This window comes from Uliginosibacterium aquaticum (assembly GCF_012972705.2).
GTDB classification, from domain to species: domain Bacteria; phylum Pseudomonadota; class Gammaproteobacteria; order Burkholderiales; family Rhodocyclaceae; genus Uliginosibacterium; species Uliginosibacterium aquaticum.
In genome coordinates, this window is record NZ_JABCSC020000004.1 from 209300 (window position 1) to 226259 (window position 16960).

15 protein-coding genes are annotated in these 16960 nt (G+C 65.8%); 5 read left to right on the forward strand and 10 right to left on the reverse strand.

The window, feature by feature from the left end; genetic code table 11:
• Positions 1-189 precede the first annotated feature (189 nt).
• Complete coding sequence (locus HJ583_RS16190) at positions 190-1572, forward strand: esterase-like activity of phytase family protein (protein WP_170022886.1); 1383 nt, start codon at positions 190-192, stop codon at positions 1570-1572.
• 19 nt (positions 1573-1591) lie between these two features.
• On the opposite strand, the gene HJ583_RS16195 is transcribed toward HJ583_RS16190, so the two are convergent.
• Together HJ583_RS16195 and HJ583_RS16200 are read right to left on the reverse strand one after the other, a co-directional pair.
• Positions 1592-2848 (reverse strand): alpha/beta hydrolase, encoded by a 1257-nt coding sequence (locus tag HJ583_RS16195; RefSeq protein WP_170022887.1) that lies wholly within the window; start codon positions 2846-2848, stop codon positions 1592-1594.
• A gap of 84 nt (positions 2849-2932) precedes the next feature.
• Complete coding sequence (locus HJ583_RS16200) at positions 2933-3835, reverse strand: LysR family transcriptional regulator (RefSeq protein ID WP_170022888.1); 903 nt, start codon at positions 3833-3835, stop codon at positions 2933-2935.
• Positions 3836-4018: 183 nt separating this feature from the next.
• Between HJ583_RS16200 and HJ583_RS16205 the strand changes: the two genes are divergently transcribed.
• Positions 4019-4801 carry a DODA-type extradiol aromatic ring-opening family dioxygenase gene (locus tag HJ583_RS16205; RefSeq protein ID WP_170022889.1) on the forward strand — a complete coding sequence of 261 codons (783 nt, stop codon included), beginning with the start codon at positions 4019-4021 and terminating at the stop codon, positions 4799-4801.
• 389 nt (positions 4802-5190) lie between these two features.
• Here HJ583_RS16205 and HJ583_RS16210 read toward each other — a convergent pair whose 3' ends face one another.
• The 3 genes from HJ583_RS16210 to HJ583_RS16220 all read right to left on the reverse strand — a co-directional run bounded on the left by HJ583_RS16210 (position 5191) and on the right by HJ583_RS16220 (position 9753).
• Entirely contained in the window at positions 5191-6324 is a 1134-nt protein-coding gene (locus tag HJ583_RS16210) for a response regulator (protein ID WP_170022890.1), read from the reverse strand.
• A gap of 109 nt (positions 6325-6433) precedes the next feature.
• Positions 6434-8365: a YhgE/Pip domain-containing protein gene (locus HJ583_RS16215; protein WP_170022891.1), complete on the reverse strand. Its 1932-nt coding sequence runs from the start codon at positions 8363-8365 to the stop codon at positions 6434-6436.
• A 164-nt stretch (positions 8366-8529) separates the two neighbouring features.
• On the reverse strand, positions 8530-9753 hold the full coding sequence (locus tag HJ583_RS16220; protein ID WP_170022892.1) for a uracil-xanthine permease family protein: 1224 nt from the start codon (positions 9751-9753) through the stop codon (positions 8530-8532).
• 299 nt (positions 9754-10052) lie between these two features.
• On the opposite strand from HJ583_RS16220, the gene HJ583_RS16225 reads away from it, so the two are divergent.
• Positions 10053-11171, forward strand: a complete 1119-nt coding sequence (locus HJ583_RS16225; protein WP_170022893.1) for an ROK family transcriptional regulator — start codon at positions 10053-10055, stop codon at positions 11169-11171.
• Position 11172: 1 nt separating this feature from the next.
• Here HJ583_RS16225 and HJ583_RS16230 read toward each other — a convergent pair whose 3' ends face one another.
• Both HJ583_RS16230 and HJ583_RS16235 read right to left on the reverse strand, forming a co-directional pair.
• On the reverse strand, positions 11173-11502 hold the full coding sequence (locus tag HJ583_RS16230; protein WP_170022894.1) for a DUF3301 domain-containing protein: 330 nt from the start codon (positions 11500-11502) through the stop codon (positions 11173-11175).
• Complete coding sequence (locus HJ583_RS16235) at positions 11499-12443, reverse strand: DMT family transporter (RefSeq protein WP_170022895.1); 945 nt, start codon at positions 12441-12443, stop codon at positions 11499-11501. Before HJ583_RS16235 ends, HJ583_RS16230 begins: the two co-directional genes overlap by 4 nt.
• A gap of 134 nt (positions 12444-12577) precedes the next feature.
• On the opposite strand from HJ583_RS16235, the gene HJ583_RS16240 reads away from it, so the two are divergent.
• On the forward strand, positions 12578-13492 hold the full coding sequence (locus tag HJ583_RS16240; RefSeq protein WP_101944163.1) for a hypothetical protein: 915 nt from the start codon (positions 12578-12580) through the stop codon (positions 13490-13492).
• A gap of 12 nt (positions 13493-13504) precedes the next feature.
• Here the strand turns inward: HJ583_RS16240 and HJ583_RS16245 are convergent, their stop codons facing one another.
• From HJ583_RS16245 to HJ583_RS16255, 3 genes are read right to left on the reverse strand one after another with little or no spacing between them, the layout of a single operon-like run.
• Positions 13505-14329 (reverse strand): NAD-dependent protein deacylase, encoded by an 825-nt coding sequence (locus HJ583_RS16245; RefSeq protein WP_170022896.1) that lies wholly within the window; start codon positions 14327-14329, stop codon positions 13505-13507.
• Positions 14326-15669 (reverse strand): MATE family efflux transporter, encoded by a 1344-nt coding sequence (locus tag HJ583_RS16250; RefSeq protein ID WP_170022897.1) that lies wholly within the window; start codon positions 15667-15669, stop codon positions 14326-14328. Before HJ583_RS16250 ends, HJ583_RS16245 begins: the two co-directional genes overlap by 4 nt.
• Positions 15666-16229, reverse strand: a complete 564-nt coding sequence (locus HJ583_RS16255; protein WP_170022898.1) for a hypothetical protein — start codon at positions 16227-16229, stop codon at positions 15666-15668. The genes HJ583_RS16250 and HJ583_RS16255 overlap by 4 nt, the downstream gene beginning before the upstream one ends.
• 197 nt (positions 16230-16426) lie before the next feature.
• Here HJ583_RS16255 and HJ583_RS16260 point away from each other — a divergent pair, with 197 nt between their 5' ends.
• On the forward strand, positions 16427-16924 hold the full coding sequence (locus tag HJ583_RS16260) for a Dps family protein (protein WP_170022899.1): 498 nt from the start codon (positions 16427-16429) through the stop codon (positions 16922-16924).
• Positions 16925-16960: the final 36 nt, after the last annotated feature.

Genomic DNA, 16960 nt, shown 5'->3' on the forward strand with positions numbered 1-16960 from the left:
AAGGCTCGCGAACAGGGTGAGTCCTCAGCATAGACTGCATGCCTGAGCATCGAAAGTTGCTATCTGTGGAATTGTTACCCGTCTCATGCGGCAGTTTGGTGTGGGCAGGGGCCGGCCGCACGGGTAAGGGCCTGTCATCCGCCTGTAAGCTGTCAGGCAGAGACTCTCGCCTTTTGTCCGGAGAACACCATGCGTTCAAGCCTTGCCCTTCTGCTCGTGTTGCTGCTGGCCGCCTGTGCGCATAGCCCCGATGCGCTGTCGCCCTTGCAGGGCAAAGCCTTCGAACAGGTAGCGGCGAATCATCCGGCGGTGCGCAGCGTTGAGCGCTACGAAGTGCGCCTGCCGCAGCGCGAGCGCCTGCCTTACGCCGGCGCTTTTGCGGCGGCCTTCGATGGCAGCCTGCCCTATGCGCCGGGCTCCGGCCTGAGCTATGCAGGCCGCTCCGCGGAGGGCGAGCTGGTGTTCTGGGGCATCGGTGATCGCGGCCCCAACGCGGATTCGCCCTCGGTTCGCAAGGCGGGCCGCGAGCAGGCCAGCAAGATTTTCCTGGTGCCGGCCTTCGTGCCGCGCCTGGCCGAGATCCGGGTAAGGCCGGGCGAGGGCGCGCGCGTGCTGCGCACGCTGCCGATTCATTTCGGCGCCGAGCCAGCCTCTGGCTTGCCGATTCCGGTCGGCCAGACAGGCGCCAGCGGCGAGCAGGCGCTTGATGATCATCTGCAGCCCTTGCCCTTCAGCCTGCGCGGGCTGGACCCGGAAGGCATCGTGCGCGATCGCGCGGGCAATTTCTGGATCGTCGACGAATACGGCCCCTTCCTGACCCAGCTCGATGCGCGCGGCCAGGTGCTGCGCCACTATGCGCCGGGCAAGGGCCTGCCGGAGATCCTCGCTGCGCGTCAGCCCAATCGCGGTTTCGAGGGCGTGGCGCTGAGCCCTTCCGGCAAGGTCTATGCGGCCGTGCAGTCCACGCTCGATATCGATGGCAAGAGCAAGCACCAGGCCCGCTTCACGCGCATCGTCGAACTCGATCCGGTCAGCGGCAAGACCCGCCAGTTTGCCTACCCGCTTGATCTGAAGCACTACCGGCGCGCTGGCGACGCCAAGATTGGCGATCTGGTGGCCATTGACGATGGGCGCTTCGCCCTGATCGATCAGGGCGCTGGCAAGAACGGCATGCGCAACCTGATTCAGCTGATCGATATCCGTGATGCCGAGGACATCAGCGAGCGCCGCACGCAGAGCGGGCAGGCCCTTGAGTTTGCCAGCGAGGCCGAGCTGAAGGGCGTGCGCATGGTGCAGGTGAAGCCCTTGCTGGATCTGCGCGAGCTGGGCTGGCAGGCCGAGAAGGCCGAGGGCCTGGCACTGCTGGAAGACGGTATTGCGGTGATCAATGACAACGATTTCGGCCTGCAGACCCGGCTGAGCGGCGCACAGGGTGACAATGGAGGGGCTTACCGGGTCGAGAACGGCAAGCTCACCGCAGGCGGCCAGCTCAGCGTCGAGCCGAATCATGAGCCGACCTCCCTGTGGCTGATCCGCTTGCGCCAGCCGCTGCAGAGCCTGAAGGGCTTCTGAGCTGATCGGGGGCGCGTCGTCAGTGCGCGGCCTGCTCCAGCAGTGCCATTACCCAGGCAATTGCAGCAGGGTCTTCGAGGATGCCGGTGTGGGTCGTATTGAAGCCACGAATACTCGTGGCCTGCTGCTGCATTTCGGCGCGCAGCTGGCTCTCCAGCGGGATCACGCCGTCTCCGCTCTTTTTGCTGAACAGGCCTTCGTTCAGGAAGCCAAAACCTGCGTGATGGCTAAGCTGCCGGGGCAGCGGGCGCGCGAACAGCGTGCGCATGAACGGACCTTGCCGGGCCATGCTGCGCCAGACCGGCATCACCACCGGTGAATGATCGACGCCGCTCTGCGCCGCCCAATCGCCGTCGAAAGGAGAGGACAGGGAGATGAAGCTGCGCAGGTAAGGACAGCTGCGCGCCTGTTCGCAATCGGCCAGCAAGGCTCGTACGGCTACCCCGCCCATGCTGTGGGCGACGATGTGCAGATCGGTAAAGCGGTGCTGGTAATGGAGCTTGCTGAGCAGGCTGTGCAGGCCGCTGCTGACGGTGGGGATTTCGAGGCCGGAGGGGTAGTAGAGGAACCAGGGCTGAAAGCGGCGGCGATCCAGGCTTGCCAGCAAGGCCTTGAACTCGCCCGGGTGGCCGTTGATACCGTGCACGAAGAGCACCGGCGTGCGCGTAGCGTCATAGGGCTCCAGGAAGTAGATGCCGGCCCGCTCCTGACGGATGAAATCCAGTGCTTCCCACATGCCCTGGCGGGCGAACTCGGCGCTGAAGCGCGGATCATCGAGGGTGGTGAGGCTGCCGCTCTGCAGGTGAAAGCCGTCGGCAATGGCACCCAGCGCGCCGAGCAGGCTGCTGCCCGGCGGCGTGCCGGCCGGGGCGGATGGGCGTGCTGGGATGTGCAGGACAATGGCGTCCGGTGCCTGTCCCTCGCTTACGCTTACGCTGACGGGCAAGGGGAATTCCGCGTATGGCTCGGCCGCGCTGTAAGTGAAGTCCTGATCGAGATCGCGGAAGGCGAACACGCTTCCGGCATTTTTCGGCAGCAGTGCACGCCAGCTCTCATCCTGTGTGAGCAGACGAAAGCTGAGTACCTTGCCCGGTTCGTCGCGCGCCATGATGACGGCAAACAGGAGGCAGTTCGCACAGTCCTCGGCGCGAACGCTGATCGGCACCGTCGTGTAGTGGCTCTGGTATTCCTCCAGGTTCTGCTTCAGGTTGAGAAAGTTGCCGCAGCCGGCAAGCAGCAGGGCAGCGTAGGCGGCGAGGAGTCGGAGCAAGGGCATGGTCTGAGGCCTGAGCGGGGAGTATGCAGACTCATTAAAGCAGACGCCGTGTTGCACGGCTGTGTCACCGCGGGCCCTGCCGGCTCAGGCCTGGGCGGGCTGCCGCGCCAGCCAGGCCTCCATGAAACTGACGAAGCTGCGCACGCGTGCGGCAAGGTGTTTGCGGCTCGGGTACATGGCCGAGATCGGTAGTGCCGGGCCGGGCCAGTCGGTGAGGATGGCCTCGAGGCGCCCGTTGGCGATGTAGGGGCCGAGGATGAATTCCGGGGCACGGGTGATGCCGTGGCCGGCGGCCGCGAGTTCGGCGAGTACGGTGCCGTTGTTGGCGCCGATGCTGGCCTCGAAGCGCACCTGCAGTTCGGTTTCCGCGCCGCGCTGGAAGCGCCAGGCATTGGCGTCCTCGGCGTAGGCGTAGGCGAAGCAGGCATGTTGCGCCAGCTCCTGCGGGCTTTGCGGCGTGCCATGGCGGGCGAGGTAGTCCGGGCTGGCGCAGGTGAGCAAGCGGGTGCTGCCGATGCGTCGGGCCACCAGGTTCTGATGGGCCGGGCGGCCGATGCGGATGGCGAGATCAAGCCCTTCCTCGATCAGGTCCACCGGGCGGTCGGAGAGCTGAACGTCGAACTTCATGGCCGGGTGCAGGCGTGCAAACTCGCCCAGTGCCGGGGCGAGGTGGGTGGCGCCGAAACTGATCGGGGCAGTCAGTCGCAGCGTGCCGCGTGGGCTGGCATCGGCGTTGCCGACCATCTCCTCGACTTCTTCAAGCTCGGCCAACAGCTGCAGGCAGCGCTCATAGTAGGCACGGCCGTTCTCGGTGAGGCTCAGGCGACGGGTGCTGCGGTTGAGCAGGCGGGCGTCGAGCAGGGCTTCGAGCTGGGCCAGCTGGCGCGAGACGGCCGAGGTGGACATTTCAAGATGCTCGGCGGCTGCAGCAAAACTGCCAAGCTCGACGACCTTGCAGAAAACGTTCATGGCGGCGAAGCGATCCATGCGGGCTCTCCGGAGTGATTGTTGCGAATCAGGCAAGAATTCATCGCAGTTTAGCTGCTTTATCCCTGATCTGCTCGGGCAGACAATGCTTGCAGCTTCCTTGCCGGGGAGGCCGTTTTTCTCTTGCAGGGTTTGTTTCTGCGTATTTCAGGCGCGGCCGGCAGTCGCGCACAGGAGTTGATCATGGCCAGCCGTCTGCCCGTTTTTTTCCTTTCCCATGGCTCGCCCATGCACGCCGTGGAGCCTAGTGCGGCCGCCACGGCCTGGGCGGTGGAGGCGGCGCAATTGCCGGTGCCGGCAGCGGTGCTGATGGTGTCCGCACACTGGGAAAGCAATCTGCCCTTGCTGGGCGGCGCCGCAGCGCCCGAAACGATCCATGATTTCGGCGGTTTTCCGGCCGAGCTGTACCGTTTGCGCTACCCCGCCGCGGGGGCCCCGGAAATCGCCCGGCAGGCGCTGGCCTTGCTGCGCGAGGCCGGTTTCCCGGCCGGGATCGAAGGTTGCCGGGGGCTCGACCACGGAGCCTGGGTGCCGATGATGAAAATGTATCCGCAAGCCGATGTGCCGGTTCTTCAGCTCTCGGTGCAGCCTGGCCTGGATGCGGCTCACCATCTGGCGCTTGGCGCAGCACTGGCACCGCTGCGTGAGCAGGGCGTGCTGATCGTCGGCTCGGGCCACATGACGCACAATCTGCGCGACTGGTTTCATGGCGCCAGTGGCGGTGCGGGGGCTTATGCACACGAATTCCGCGACTGGGTGGCTACGCGTCTGGCCAGTGGTGACAGCCGCAGCCTGCTGGAGTGGGCCTATAAGGCGCCGCATGCGCAGCGCGCCCATCCCACGCCGGAGCACTTTCTGCCGCTCTTCGTGGCGCTGGGAGCGGCCGGTGAGGGCGCGCAGGGTAAGTGCTTCCACGAGGCGTTCGAGCGTGGCACCCTGGCCATGGATGCCTGGCGCTGGGACTGAGCGCGTGAGCGCTGTTCCGGTCATTCACTGGCCTGAGCGGCGTGGCGCCGGGCGAAGCGTTTTGACTGCGCGGTCTGCGCCGCCAGGCCGTCCGTGAAGGGGAGGCGAGGCCTTAGCGGGCCTAGGGTCTGTTGACATTCACTCGCCGGATCGCGGTGAAGCGTATGGCTTGCGGGACAAGGCGCGCGACGCAGTGCGGGGTGGTTCCCCCGCACAAGGAGTGCAACGCAGTAGCGCGAGCCATACGCTTCACCCCTCCGGGCTCGGACGCTTTGGACGTGGAGCTGCGTTGCAGCTTCTCGGCAGGGGGCCGCCCTGACTTCGGCGCAGCGCCTTGCCCCCCGACCAAAGCGCCACGAGCGCGACCGGTGGATGAATGTCAACAGACCCTAGTCCTCCGCGAGACTCTTCATGGTCTCGATGATGCCTTCGAGCATGCGTTCCTGTTCGAGGCCGAAGCCGGCCATCTGTTCGCAGATCTCGGCGCCGCGACTGCTGACCAGGTTCAGGATGACGCCTTCCTGCGCGTCGGTGAGGCCCATGCGGTAGAAGGAGCGGGCGATCTCGTCGCCCTGGTCGGCGACCATGCGCATCACGCTTTCGCGCTGGCTCTGCTGGCGCTCGCGCAGGTAATCGACCATGCGCATGAGGCCGTTGACCGCTTCGAGGATGGTTTCGGTGCGCTGCAGGCGCCGCGTGTCGTGTTCCAGCACCTTGCAGCGGATGTCCGCCGCCTCGGCCACGAAGGCCAGATGGTCACGCAAGCGGCCGGCGCGGTCCTCGTCGGTTTTCGGCCAGTTGGTGACCAGCAGGGTCAGGTGCGGATAGCTGATCGACAGACGCCCGGAGAACTGGGTGATGCGGTCGTTGTTGCGGGCGTGTTCGAGCAGTGAGCATTCGAGCGGGCTGGCCGGGCCGTGCTCGCTGTGGGCCAGTGAGCTGTCGCCGAGGCGGCAGGCGACCAGGGTGTTCAGCTCGTAGTCGCGGCACGCGGCGATGGTCTGGTCGATGATCTGCTGGGGAGTGTCGCAGGCGAACACTTCACGCATGAACTTCATCACCGTACCCATCTCGGCCATCGTGCTCATGGCGCTGAAGGCGGTGCTCATGGCGTAGTCGAGTTGTGAGGAGAGGGCGGCAACCTGGGCGTGGGCCTTAAGCACACCGTCGACCTTGCGCACGATCTCTTCCGGAATCAGCGGGCGCTGGATGTAGTCATTGCAGCCGGCATCGTAGGCGTTCAGGCGCAGCTGGATATTGTCGTGGCGCGAACTGAGGATCACGTGGGCCTGATCGTCACCCTGGGCGCGCAGATGGCGGCAGATCTCGAGGCCGCCGGCTTCCGGTGAATCCATGTCGAGCAGGCACACCGCCGGGGCAATTTCGAGCGCAGGCATGAGCTCCTCCTGGAGACCGAAGCCGCGCACGTCGGGGCAGATCCGGGCCAGTTCGGCGCACACTTCCTGGCGCATGGCGCTGTCCTGCTCAAGCACGAATACGGCGGTTCTGGCTGCTTGGTTCATGGTGATGCCCTCGTCGATGCGTACCGGCTCGCCGGCTTCATGGAGGGCTTACGGTTGGGTTTGGGGCAAGTTGAGATGATGGGTCCGAAGGTCTGCCCGATGTCCCTTGTCAAATATCGACTGCCGGCCGCACAGCGCTCGGGCAGGTGAAGCGCCAGCGCGCAAAGCGGCTGGCCAGCACGGCGCACAGCAGGCTGCAGAGCGCCAGTTGCAGCACCGGCGCCTGCCAGGCTCCGGCATAGGCGCCGAACAGGCTGGCCTTGAGGGCCCGTACGGTCCAGGTTACCGGCAGCCACGGGCTGATGCTCGCAAACAGTCCTCCGTTGAGCTCCACCGGCAACACGCCGCCGGAGCAGGAAAGCTGCACCGCCAGCAAGAGCATGGCGATGGCCTTGCCGGCGTCCCCGAAGGCCAGGGTCAGGGCGAACACGATCAGCAGGAAACACATTGCCGCCAGTGCCAGGGTCAGGGCGAAGGCGGCTGGCTGCTGGATGTCGACCCGCAGCAGGCTGTGCAGGGCCATGCCTGCGACGAGCGCCTGGGCCAGCACCACGCCTGCCGGCAGGGCCAGCTTGCCGGCAAGGCGGGCCGGCCGGCTGAAGGCCTGCGCTTCCTGCGGCAGCACCCGGGCGTGGAGCAGGAAGGCGGCGATCCCGGCACCCAGCCACAGCGCGGCGGCGAGCACATTGGGGGCGAAGCTGCTGCCGCTGTTGGCGACGGGGGCTACGCGCTCCACCCGCGGCTCTACCGAGCGCGCTAGCCCGAGTGGATTGCCGGCGGGCCAGGGCAGGCTGGCGGGCAGCGCGCTGGCCAGCTGCTCGATGCCGACGGCCAGGCGCTGCGCACCACCGGCTACCTGGCGACTGGCACCGGAAACCCGCTGCACGCCGTGGCTCAGCTGGCCGGCGCCACTGGAGAGTTCGTCGAGCTGCTGATCCTGGGGCAGTACCCGCACCATGGTCTGGATGCCGCTGCCCACTTGCTGCATGCCCTGGGTAAGGGCGTCCACGCCGCTTCTGAGCTGCAGGGCTCCGTCGGCCAGGCGCTGCTCTGCTTCGGTGGCGGCGGTCAGGCCGTGATCAACGCGCGACAGGCCGCCGGCCAGCTGCGCCACGCCCTGGCTGACGCTGGCCGGGATGAACAGACTCTCTTCGAATTCATCCTTGAAGGCCAGCAGGCCGGAGTTGAGCTGGCTGGCGCCGCGCTGCAGGGCGAAGAGTCCGTTGCCGAACTCCTCGTGACTGCTGGCGAGCCGTTCGGCGCCACTGGCAAGGCGCTGCAGCTCGGTGCTCGGTGGCAGGGCTGCGTCCATGGTCTTGAGGCCGCTGCCGAGCTGCTTCACGCCCGAGGTGAGCTGCGCCACGCCAGCGTTCAGGCGGCTACCGCCAAAGGCCAGATCCCGTGCTCCGCTGGCTGTTTGGCCGGCCCCCTGGCTGAGTTGCCGGGCGCCTTCGCGCAGGCTCTCCATGTGCTGGCGGAATTCGCCGAAGCGCAGATGCGCCTCCTGCGCTGTCGCAATCACGCGCTGCCAGCGCTGGGCATTGAGTTCTTCATTGATCTTGTGGCCGAGGGTTTCGGCGAAGTGGCGGGCGAGCAGCGCGCCCTGATAGTTGTTGCCTTCAGAGGCGTGGATCAGCGGTTGCCCGGCGCCGGGCTGGCTGCCTGGCAGGCTGACGGCACTGAAATCGGCTGGCAGGATCAGCGCAAAGGCCAGCTGACCGCTGCGCACGCGGGCGAGGGCGGTCTCGGCATCCGGTATTTCGAGATAGCCGAAGCGCCGCTCCGCACGCAGCGCAGCCACGACTTCCTGACCGAGATTGATGCTGTGCCCCTGCTGGCGCGCGCCGCGATCGAGATTGACCAGCGCTACGCGCAACTCGCCGGTGTGGGCACCCGGATCCCAGACGCTGGCAAGGTAGATCACCAGATACAGTGCCGGGATCACCATCACCACGGCTGCGGCCAGCAGCATGCGCGGGTAGCGGGTGAAGAAGCACAGCTCGATGCGGGCGAGAGCGAGGGTCTGGGTGAGCAGATTCATGATCGGCAGCCGGGGGCGGAAACAGGAGCGGGGCGTCGCCATGCGCAGGCGTCTGGTCTGCTAACGGCCCTGGCGGCCTTGCCCTGAAGCGCACCGAGGGGCTGCCCGAAGGACAAGAAAAAGCCCCGCACGCGGCGGGGCTTGAGGGACAGGCTGTGCCGGGCTTAACTGCGCGGCTTGGGCAGCAAGAGGTTCAGCGCGATGGCGACCACACCACACAGGCTCACTCCCTGCAGCACGAAACTGCCGATTTCCACACTGAAGGCGCCGATGCCCAGCACCAGCACGGTGGACACGATCACCAGATTGCGCGGCTGTTCCAGATCGGTGCGATCGCTGATCAGGGTCTTCAGGCCAATGGCGGCGATCGAGCCGAAGAGCAGGATCATGATGCCGCCCATCACCGGTGCCGGGATGGATTGCAGGATGGCGTTGAACTTGCCGACGAAGGCCATCGCGACGGCGAGGCCGGCCGCCCAGGTCATGATCACCGGGTTGAAATTGCGGGTCAGGGTCAGGGCGCCGGTCACTTCGGCATAGGTGGTAATCGGCGGGCCGCCGACCAGGCCGGCAAACAGCACGCCGAGGCCGTCACCGGCGAGGGTGCGATGCAGACCCGGCTGTTCGGTGTAATCCTTGCCGGTGATGCCGCCCACGGCAATCACGTTGCCAACGTGTTCGATGGCCGGCGCCAGCGCGACCGGCAGCATGAAGAGCACGGCCGAGAGGTTGAATTCAGGGGCCACGAAATTCGGCAGGGCGAACCAGGGCGCGGCCGCGATCTTGCCGAAATCCACATAGCCCAGGACGGCCGCCAGAGCGTAGCCGACTCCCACGCCGATCAGGATCGGGATCAGTTTGAGGAAGCGATGGGCGAAAATCGATACGATGATGGTGGTGCCCAGCGATACGGCGGCGAGCAGCAGCGAGGGGCCGTAGCCGATCGGATTGTCCTTGCCCATGGCCATGTTCACCGCTACACCGGCCAGGGCGAGGCCGATGACCATGATGATCGGGCCGATCACCACCGGCGGCATAAATTTGTGCACGATGCCGGCACCGTGGCGGGCGATCAGGCCGGCGAAGAGGAAGTACATCACGCTCACACAGGCCAGCGCGCCCATCGTGGCGGGCAAGCCCCAGTGCTGGGTGGCATAGATGATTGGGGCGATGAAGGCAAAGGAAGAGCCGAGGAAAATCGGCACCTGGCGGCGGGTGACAAGCTGGAACAGCAGGGTGCCCACCCCGGCGCCGAGCAAGGCCATGCTCGGATTCAGGCCGGTCAGCAGGGGCACCAGGACCAGTGCGCCGAAGGCGACGAAGAGGATCTGGGCCCCGGAAATGGCTTGGCGCCAGACCGGTCCGTTGTGGGAGGGGGTGTCTTGCATGCTGGGCTTGCTCCTGTAAAAAAACGCGGCTGCAACCGCGAGTGGAGGGAAATAGTGCGAAAGGCTGCGAATTGTTTGCGATTTTGCCAAAAAAATCAGTATCTTCAGTTCAGCGTGAAGACAAGTTCTGAGCGAATGCAAACGGGTGTGACATGTTTCGTGGCGGATGATAAGTTGCCGCCCTTTCGGGCAAGGTAGTGTGAAACAATCGGCCGGAAAACAAAAAAATTACATGGCTTGGAGGCAGATCAAAGATGGCAATAACAGGTGACCAGCGGCTCCTTAAAAGGATCAACCGCATGGCCTTGGTCCGGTTGGTGCGCGCGCGCCCCGGGCTCTCGCGTGCAGAACTGGCGGTGGAGACCGGGCTGACCAAGTCCACCGTGAGTCTGCTGGTGCAGGAACTGGTGGACGAAGGCTGGCTGCGCGAGGAGGAGGTGCTGGTCACCGGCGCCATCGGCCGCCGCCCGACCCCGCTGCGGATCGACGGGCGCCGTCTGGCCCTGATCGGTGCCGAGCTGGCGGTGGGCAAGCTGTGCGTGCTGGGCATGTCGCTCGATGGCGAGATCCTGCACCGCCTGGAGGAGAGCTTCAGCAGCAGCGAGCGGCCGGGCGAAATTCTCGGCACGCTGGCCGGTATGCTGGCCGACATGGTGGGCTGCCTGCGTGGTGAAGGGCGTGGCCTGCTCGGTATTGGCGTGGCCCTGCCAGGCGCCGTGCAGGAAGCGGATGGCCTGCTGGTGGTGGCGCCGAACCTCGGTTGGCGCAATGTGCCGGTGCGCGACGAGTTGCTGCGCGTGCTGGGCAGCCGTGGCCTCGCTGACCTACCGTTGTGGGTGCAGAACGATTGTGATGTGGCCGCTCTGGGCGAAGTGGAGTTTGCCGCCGGTGAGATGGGCGATCCGCTGCTCTTCATCGGCCTCGGCATCGGTGTGGGCGCCGGGGTGGTGGTGGGCGAGCGCCTGCTGCTGGGCCGCCGCGGCTTTGCCGGCGAAGTCGGGCACATCCAGCTGCAGGCCGATGGCCCGCTCTGTTCCTGTGGCCGGCATGGCTGCGCCGAATCCTATTTCGGTCTGCAGTCGCTGGCCAATGCGCAGCACTGCAGCGTGCCCGAGCTGTTCGAGCGAGCCCGCAATGCGGATCCGGAAACCGTCAAGGCGCTGCAGACCGCAGGCCAGCGCCTGGGCCTGCTGATCCACAATCTGTGGACCACTCTGGACCCAGCCATGATCGTGCTGGGCGGCTCGGCCACCGAACTGGGGCAGGCCTTCCTGAACTCGGCGCGGCGTAGCTTCGATGCTCTGGCGCAGGCCGCCGGCCTCGAAATGCCGGTGCTGCAGCCCGCGCGTTTCGGTGCCCAGGCGGTGCCGGCCGGCGCCGCTGCGCTGGTCTTGCACAAGCTGTTGTTGCCGCTCTGAATCAGTGCAGCATCGGTCCCGGTGATCTTGTCGCCGGGCTGAGCTGCAGGAGCACCACTTCACGATCCTGCAGCACGACCAGGCCCGGCTGGCGATCATCGCCGGTGACGCTGTACTCGAAGGCGTAGCTGCGCTGCAAGGTCAGCCGGCCGGCAGCATTGCGCACCCAGCGCAGGCCGCGCTGGGCCACGCTGTCGTCCAGAAATTGCAGGTTCTCGCGGGCGCAGGCAGCCCGTGCTGCGGCTACGCCGAACTCGCGCGCATGCGCCGAATCCTGCCAGTACCAGCCGAGCGCACACAACGCCAGCAGAGCGATAAGGCTTTCAATCATGTCTTGTCTCCAGTGCGTCCGGAATTCTGGCAGGCATGCACGCCGGCCAGCACACCGCTGATCAGCAGCAGGATTCCCGTAGCGGTCAGCAGGCCCGGCGCTTCGCCGCGCCACAGATAGGCATAGAGCAGGGCGGCGAGGGTTTCGAAAACGATCAGCTGGCCGCTCAGGGTGGTCGGCAAGAGGCGGCTGGCGCGATTCCACAGCAAGGTGCCGAGCCACGAGGCGAGCAGGCCGATGGCCAGCATCAGGCCCACATAGAGTGCCGGGCGCGGGCCCAGAGGCTGGCTAAAGCTGGCTCCACCAATTTGCCACCCCAGGCTGCCAGCCATGCCCAGCAAGGCCAGCGGCAGGGTGGCAAGGCCCTGGGCCGTGGCCCAGGTGCTGGAGGCGAGCGCCGGGTGACGCTTGAGCCAGCGCGCGTTGCGTAGCGGATACCAGGTCCAGCAGGCCAGCGCCGCCACGGCCAGGACCAGACCGCTGCCGTGCGGGCCGCTATCGCCGGTGGGGAGCTCATGCAGGCGGGCCAGCAACAGGCCGCTGCCGATCAGCACCAGGGAAGGCAGCAGACGCAGCCAGGGTAGGCGCTCGCGCAGGTTGGCAACGATCGCAATCACCAGCGGCAGGGTGCCGATGATCAGCGTCGGCAGAGGCACGCCACTGCGCTGGATGGCGGCAGCCAGACACAGGTAGTAGAGGATGTTGCCGATCAGGGCCAGCTCGAAGGCGGCCAGCCAGTCCGCCCGGCTGAGGGTCGCGAGCCGGCGGCGGTCGCGCCAGGCGAGCGGCAGGCAGACCAGACCGAAGGCGAGATAGCGGCCGAAGGCGAGCAGGGCGGGCGGATAATCGGCGAGGATCGCCGGAGTGATGAACACCAGGCCCCATAGAACGCCGGCACCCAGCGCACAGAGGAGGCCCTGGAACAGGGAGGATGCGAGCATCGGCCGAGTATAGCTGCAGCGCCTCCGTGTGACTCAGTGTGGCAAAGTTGGCAGCAATACAACGCTGCCTGCTGCCCACCTTGCGAAACACAGTAGAGTTACGCCCGCATGAATCTGGCGGTAGAAGCGGCACCATGAACGAAGACACTCCCTGCGGCACGAAGCGGATCATCGACGGCGTCGAGCGGGTCTATTACTACGGTTACTGGATCAAGACCTACGAGGCCCCGGCGAGTACGCTGGACGCCAAGAAGCGCCTGATCGAGGCCCTCACGCGGCGACTGTTCAACCACGTCGAGCACGGCATCAACATCCCGGGCCGGCGCCTGGGTGAGGCGCGTGCGGCTTTCGAGGCCGAGACCGATCCGGAACTCAAGCGTGTGAAGGGCGCCATGCTGGCGGGCGCGCTGTTCAACCGCGCCACCGACATCTTTACCAAGCTGGTCGATCTGCAGGCGGTGGGCGTGGAGATCGCTACCGATAACGCCCTGATGCGCGAATGCGGGCGCTGCCTGCAGGATGCGCTGCAACTGGGCCGCACGGTGCAGCACCGCAGTGGTGACGAAGGCATCGACGAGCTGTGGGGCGAGCCGTTCAAGGCTTTCTCGATTCCGGTCGAGGCCTTCTACGAGAGTCGCTACAACAAGATTGCGGCGGCAATGCGGGATATCGATGCGATCGCCAATGCCCTGTCGGCCAGTTTTGTCGATCGCCCGATGTTTGCCGGGGTGGACAAGCTGGCGGCCGCATACGCGGAAACGGCTCGCATCAAGAGCGAGGTGTTACGCACCGATGCCGACATTTTCGATGTGTGGGCGCGTTTCGCGGTTGCCGGCGAGCGCTTGTGGGATTTCAGCCCGGTCCTGCCCGAGTATGCCAATGAGCGCGTGGTGCTGGAGGCCGAGCATGGCGTGCGCCTGATTCGCCAGGCTCGCGACCTGATTTCGGACATTACCCGCGCCCGCGTGTCGATGCCCAAGAGCACCGAGGAATTCGCCGAGCGCTGCGCTGAGTTTGCGCGCCGCAACCTGCGCCAGGACCCGCTCTGAGCCGCGTTCCGCTCAGGACAATGGTGCTGCACCCGAGGCGTGCGCCGCATGGCGCGCGACCGACACCGCCTGCCACAGCCGCTCCAGCGCGGCGGCCGCGCCACAGCGCCAGCGCACATTGGCGTGGCGGCTCACTTCCGTATCGCCTGGATTGATTTCCACCGCCAGCGCGCCGAAGTGGCGGGCCGCCGTGAAGGGCTGGGCGATATAGGGGAAGACGCTGGTGGTGCCGATCGAGAAGACCAGATCGAAGCCGTCCTGCAGGACCTTTTCGAGCCGCTGGATGGCCGGGCGCGGCAGGGCTTCGCCGAACAGCACCACGGCCGGGCGCAGGTGCCCCAGGCAATGCGGACAGGGCGGCGGCAACTGCTTGAAACGGCTGTAGTCAGCCACCGTTTCGTGGTGGCTGCAATGCACGCATTCGAGCTCGAACAGATCGCCGTGAATCTCGATCAGGTCGCGGCTGCCGGCCTGGCGGTGAAAACCGTCGATGTTCTGCGTCAGCACCGTGGTCGGTACCAGTTCCTGCATCGCCGCGATCACCTTGTGCGCAGCATTGGGTTGCGCGCCGCGGCAGTTGGCCTCGATGGCGGCCAGATGCTTCCAGGTAATTGAAGGCTCGGCTTCCATGACTTCACCGGAGAGCGCGACTTCGATCGGCAGGCCGTCGTCGGTGTGCTGGTCGTTGTAGAGCCCGCCGATGCCGCGGTAGGTCGGCAGGCCCGAGTCTGCCGAGATGCCGGCGCCGGTGATCACCAGCACGCGTTTGGCGGCCAGCAGACGGGTGACCACCGTATTCAGATCCGGCAGATCGAGGCTGTCGTGAAGCGGATTCATCCTGTCTTCCTTTTCAGGGCAAGGGCGAGCATGGCTCCGAACAATACGCTGGCCAGCCCCGACGAGGCGACGGCGGCGATCCAGAACCCGGCCAGGCCCAGCGGCTCACTCCAGCCTTGATAGCAAAGCCACCAGCCGCCGGCGAGGCCTACGCCCCAGAAGCTCAGGATGTGGCCGAGCATCGGCAGGGTGGTGATCTTCAGACCGCGCAGGGCCTGGGCGGCGATGGTTTGGGCGGCGTCGCAGAATTGATACAGCGCGATCAGCACCACCAGGCCCAGCGCCATGGCCTGCACGGCCGGGTCCGGCACGAAGCCGCGTACCAGCGGTCCGGCGAAGAGCCACAGCAGCAGGCCAATCACGCTGGAGATGCTGCAGCCCAGGAAAAGCCCGGTCAGCGCGGTGCGGCGCACGCGCGGCCAGTCCTGCGCGCCCGCGGCCTGACCCACCAGCGCCAGGGTGGCAATCGAGATCGAGAGCGGCAGCATGTAGCAGGTGCCGGCAAAGTTGCCGAGCAGGCGGTTGGCGCCGATGGCTTCGGCACCGAGCGAGGCAACCAGCAGGCCGATCAGCGCGAAGCTGCTCATCTCCACGAACATCGACATGCCGATCGGTAGGCCCAGCTTCAGGTGCTCGGCGAGCTGTTTGAATTGCGGACGCTGCCAGCCACGCAAGAGATGCAAGTCGCGACTTACCTTCGAGCGGGCCAGATAGAGCAGCCCGGCGATGGCCAGCAGGCTGGTGTTGATCGCAACCGAGGCGGCGCAGCCGACGGCTCCTAAAGCTGGGAGTCCGAGCCAGCCGAAGGCCAGGGCCGGGGCCAGCAGGGCGTGACTGATGGCGTTCGCCAGACCCAGGAACATCAGCGCGCGCGGCCGCCCGAGTGCATTGAGCATGCCGCCGCAGGCGCGGTAGATCAGGGTGCCGGGTAGGCTCAGGGCGAGGATGAAGAGATAGGCGCGGGTGCGCTCGGCCACTTCCGGGCTCACCGCGTTCATGCGCAGCAACCAGTTGGGCGTGGCGAGAATCGCGAAGCAGCCCAGCGCCAGCAGTGCGCACAGCATCAGGCCGTGCTGGAAGGTGGCGGGCAGGCGCTGAAACTCTTTTGCGCCGACCTGATGCGCGGCGATCGGGGTGAGCCCTTGCACCACGCCGGCGGCGGCCAGCATCACCGAGATGTAGAGACCTGAGCCGATGCCCACGGCGGCCAGATCCACCGTGTTCACGCGGGCACTGATCAGGGTGTCGACCAGCGTGGTGCTCATCGAGGCGAGCTGGGCGATCAGGATCGGTCCGGCATGGGCGAGGATCGCCCGATACAACGAGTTACTGCGGCTCATGCCGCAGCCGTTGTTGTTGCTGTGCGGTGGGCGCGCCACTTGCCGCGCCAGTAGAGGCCCGCCAGAAAGGCGAGGGTCGCGGCACCCATGAACCAGAAGGCGACCGCCTGCCAGAAACCATAGGGGTCAGAGGCCAGTGGGTATTGCTGGCCCAGACCGCGAAAGCCGATGTAGCCGGTAAGGATGGCTTTGACGGGTGGGTAAAGTGCGGCCAGCGTTGGAAGGAAGCTCAACAACAGGGCGAAGCTGATCGCCAGCGTATCGCTGAAGGGCTGTTGGCGGCTGCGCGGGGCGAAGCGCGCTTCGACGCGCAGGAACAGGGCGGCCAGGCCACAGGCCAGAAAGGCCAGCGGGCCGGCAGCGAGGATCAGCCCCCAGAGGCCGGCCATCAGCATGAAACTTCCGGAGCCGAGGGTGATCAGAAAAGACCACAAGGGCTTCATGAAGAGTACGCAGGGCAGGGTCAGCAGCAGAGCCAGCAGGGCGAAAAGGCCCCAGCGGCGGGACTTGCGCAGCAGCAGATCGCCGCGCAAAGGGGTGGGCAAGGCGGTGTCGGTCATGCCGCAAGTGTACGGTCAGGAGGCTCGCCAGGGAAGGGCGACATCCGGCTACATTGGCGGATTGCGGGCAGCTATGCTGATGCTGTGATTTTGTAATTAGATCAAAAACCTTTTTTGCGATAGTGTCATCGTATGGGTGCTGACAGTTCTACTGGTCGCACATCCCCTGTTTCAATTCATCACTCAGGAGTCACGTCATGAAAGCCAAGAAAAGCACGCCCGTGAGCAAGATCGATATCGGCATTTCCGAGAAGGACCGCGTTGCGATTGCAGGCGGCCTCTCCAAGCTGCTTGCCGACAGCTTCACTCTCTATCTGATGACCCACAACTTCCACTGGAACGTGACTGGGCCGATGTTCAACAGCCTGCATGTGATGTTCATGGGCCAGTACACCGAGCAGTGGAATGCGCTGGATATCATCGCCGAGCGTATCCGGGCCCTGGGCGTGAAAGCCCCGGGCAGCTATGCCGATTACGAGAAGCTGACCACCATTCCCGCTGTGAAGGGCGAGCCCAAGGCCATGGAAATGGTGGCCCTGCTGGTCGCTGCGCAGGAAGCTACCGCCCGTACCGCGCGTGGTTTGCTGGATCTGGCTGACAAGGCCAATGACCAGCCGACCATGGATCTCTTGACCCAGCGCCTGGATCTGCACGAAAAGACGGCCTGGATGCTGCGCACCCTGCTCGAAGAGTGAGCCGGCAAGCTAGCTGAAAAGGCGCTCCTGCGGGAG

Excerpts from the sequence above, each read along its gene's own strand:
- HJ583_RS16190 (WP_170022886.1), top strand. The coding sequence starts at position 190 with ATGCGTTCAAGCCTTGCCCTTCTGCTCGTGTTGCTGCTGGCCGCCTGT.
- HJ583_RS16195 (WP_170022887.1), bottom strand. The coding sequence starts at position 2,848 with ATGCCCTTGCTCCGACTCCTCGCCGCCTACGCTGCCCTGCTGCTTGCC.
- HJ583_RS16200 (WP_170022888.1), bottom strand. The coding sequence starts at position 3,835 with ATGGATCGCTTCGCCGCCATGAACGTTTTCTGCAAGGTCGTCGAGCTT.
- HJ583_RS16205 (WP_170022889.1), top strand. The coding sequence starts at position 4,019 with ATGGCCAGCCGTCTGCCCGTTTTTTTCCTTTCCCATGGCTCGCCCATG.
- HJ583_RS16210 (WP_170022890.1), bottom strand. The coding sequence starts at position 6,324 with ATGAACCAAGCAGCCAGAACCGCCGTATTCGTGCTTGAGCAGGACAGC.
- HJ583_RS16215 (WP_170022891.1), bottom strand. The coding sequence starts at position 8,365 with ATGAATCTGCTCACCCAGACCCTCGCTCTCGCCCGCATCGAGCTGTGC.
- HJ583_RS16220 (WP_170022892.1), bottom strand. The coding sequence starts at position 9,753 with ATGCAAGACACCCCCTCCCACAACGGACCGGTCTGGCGCCAAGCCATT.
- HJ583_RS16225 (WP_170022893.1), top strand. The coding sequence starts at position 10,053 with ATGGCCTTGGTCCGGTTGGTGCGCGCGCGCCCCGGGCTCTCGCGTGCA.
- HJ583_RS16230 (WP_170022894.1), bottom strand. The coding sequence starts at position 11,502 with ATGATTGAAAGCCTTATCGCTCTGCTGGCGTTGTGTGCGCTCGGCTGG.
- HJ583_RS16235 (WP_170022895.1), bottom strand. The coding sequence starts at position 12,443 with ATGCTCGCATCCTCCCTGTTCCAGGGCCTCCTCTGTGCGCTGGGTGCC.
- HJ583_RS16240 (WP_101944163.1), top strand. The coding sequence starts at position 12,578 with ATGAACGAAGACACTCCCTGCGGCACGAAGCGGATCATCGACGGCGTC.
- HJ583_RS16245 (WP_170022896.1), bottom strand. The coding sequence starts at position 14,329 with ATGAATCCGCTTCACGACAGCCTCGATCTGCCGGATCTGAATACGGTG.
- HJ583_RS16250 (WP_170022897.1), bottom strand. The coding sequence starts at position 15,669 with ATGAGCCGCAGTAACTCGTTGTATCGGGCGATCCTCGCCCATGCCGGA.
- HJ583_RS16255 (WP_170022898.1), bottom strand. The coding sequence starts at position 16,229 with ATGACCGACACCGCCTTGCCCACCCCTTTGCGCGGCGATCTGCTGCTG.
- HJ583_RS16260 (WP_170022899.1), top strand. The coding sequence starts at position 16,427 with ATGAAAGCCAAGAAAAGCACGCCCGTGAGCAAGATCGATATCGGCATT.